This window comes from Oceanobacillus caeni, assembly GCF_042678465.1.
In the GTDB taxonomy this organism is placed as follows: Bacteria; Bacillota; Bacilli; order Bacillales; family Amphibacillaceae; genus Oceanobacillus; species Oceanobacillus caeni.
Window position 1 is genome coordinate 1 of the sequence record NZ_JBHTKV010000074.1, and the last position, 1,335, is coordinate 1,335.

General features: G+C 38.7%; 1 protein-coding gene. It reads right to left on the reverse strand.

From position 1 onward, the window contains the following. Positions 1-313: 313 nt before the first annotated feature. Positions 314-1,228, reverse strand: coding sequence for an IS3 family transposase (locus tag ACFQ18_RS18060; protein ID WP_379566892.1), 915 nt, complete (start codon positions 1,226-1,228; stop codon positions 314-316). Positions 1,229-1,335: the final 107 nt, after the last annotated feature.

Below are 1,335 nucleotides of genomic sequence, written 5' to 3' on the forward strand. Positions count from 1 at the left end.
TGCACCTGGTTCTGTCAAGTAGACAGTACTGAAGTGTCTCTAAATTTTCACCTAATACATTGTCTTACCAAATATTTGAGCTCTTATCATATCCGCCACCCTTGCCAAGCATTTGGGTTCGTGGTGGTGAATAAAGTGGCGAATCGGGAAAAATAAAGCTATTAAAGCTCCCTATTCGCACACACAGCGTACCACGAACCATCTCTTCTAAGCTCTCGTTGGTCGGGGCCCCTATCCCCAACACAACGAATCGCCAAGAAGAGGCATGCCTAGCAAGGGCAAGCAGCTCCGCTGTGGCTCCCTGCGTGCATTTTTAACTGGCATAACGCTTCATGTATTTTACGGGACTTGTTTGTAATTTTGTGTTGATTCGATTATGATTAAAGTAATGGATATATTGGTTTGCCGCATTTTGAACTTCAAATACATTCTTTGCATTTTCAAAGAAGCATTCTATTTCACACTTGTAATGACTAAAGAAGTTCTCAATGCATGCGTTGTCCCAGCAATTGCCTTTGCGAGACATAGATGGGGTGAGGCCCATCTCTTTGACACGCATTTGATAACCAGCGTTTGTGAATTGTGTGCCTTGATCACTATGTAGAATGGCACCTTTCACAAACTTTTTTTCTTTTAAACGATTTAATGCTTCGTACACAAGTTCTATATCTTGACGATGACTAATCGCATACGCCACAATCTCATCATGAAATAAATCTTTAATCGCACACAGATAAATATATTTGTTTGGTCCCTTTTCCACTGGTAAATAGGTAATATCAATCGCAAACTTTATTCCAGGTTTCTTCGCTTGAAAGTTGCGGTTTAATAGATTAGGTACTTTTTTATTTATTTCGTTACGCTTGACAGAACGCCTTTGACGGATTTTACAACGAATACCATATTTTCGCATAATCTTGGAGACACGCCTCTCTCCAACCTCAATGCCATATTCATCTTTTAACGCCATTTTCATTCTTTTTCTCCCCAACGTACCACGATGTTTATGATGTAATTTGATGATGTAGTTGTATAATTCTTCGTCCCTTTGTGCCTGAACACTACCCCCTCCACGTTTTTTCCATTTATAATAACCAGATCGTGATACATCAGTCAGTTGAACTAACATCGTAACAGGATAATCTTTCTCATTCGCTTCTATAAAGGAAAATTGTACCTCTTTCTGCTTTCTCACATCCTTTCCAGCTCCAAAAGCTTTTTTAAATATTCAATTTGTAATGCTTGTCTTTCGATAATTTCATCTTTGGTTTCCTCTTCTTTTCGTTTCTGTTTACCTATGCTTTTCATACCTCTTGTATCTTTTAACGCTTCATA